Source organism: Shewanella sp. S1-49-MNA-CIBAN-0167 (genome assembly GCF_040310145.1).
GTDB classification, from domain to species: Bacteria; Pseudomonadota; Gammaproteobacteria; order Enterobacterales; family Shewanellaceae; genus Shewanella; species Shewanella psychromarinicola.
Window position 1 is genome coordinate 1 of sequence record NZ_JBEOPO010000107.1, and the last position, 740, is coordinate 740.

At 42.3% G+C, this 740-nt stretch carries 1 protein-coding gene; it reads left to right on the forward strand.

All coding sequences use genetic code 11. The annotated features are described in order from the left end of the window. Positions 1 to 58 precede the first annotated feature (58 nt). Positions 59 to 740: IS630 family transposase (locus tag AAEZ00_RS20580; RefSeq protein WP_351089725.1), on the forward strand; the 682-nt coding region annotated here is incomplete at its 3' end.

Here is a 740-nt window from a genome sequence, read left to right on the forward strand (position 1 = left end):
TATACCCGTGATCATTGAAAATGCTTGATTTTGTCCCAAATGGGATCATCATAGCCCCATGAAACAAATTACACTCTCGCCAGAACAAAAAGTAGCATTGGAAACTCGACATAAAAGCTCGAGTGATAGGCGTGAGTGTGATCGCATTAAAGCCATTTTACTACGCGATGAAAATTGGCCAACGCCAATGATTGCCCAAGCGTTACGTATTCACGAAACGACCGTAGTTCGATACATTGATGCCTATGCTCACGACCAAAAACTCACGTGTAATAGTGGCGGCTCTTTAAGCTATCTGAGTCAAGAGCAAACTGAACTATTGATTGCACACCTGTGTGAGGTGACCTACTTGCATAGCCATCAAATAGTCGCTTATATCTCAGAACAATTTCAGATTAAGTACACAGTGTCAGGCCTCAATAAATGGCTGCATAAACATCAGTTCAGCTATAAAAACCCTAAAGGGGTTCCTCACAAATTTGATGAAGACAAACAAACGGCTTTCATTGAATATTATGAGCAACTAAAATCCTCGTTAACCCCTGATGAACCGTTATTATTTATGGATGCGGTTCATCCGACCCAAGCCACAAAAATCACCGCTGGCTGGATAAAAAAAGGCGTTGATAAACCGATAGAAACGACGGGAAGCCGAACCCGTATTAACGTGGTTGGTGCAATCCGACTTGGTCACTTAACAGAAGCGGTCATTGAGCAATATAGCAAAACGGTTAACGGTG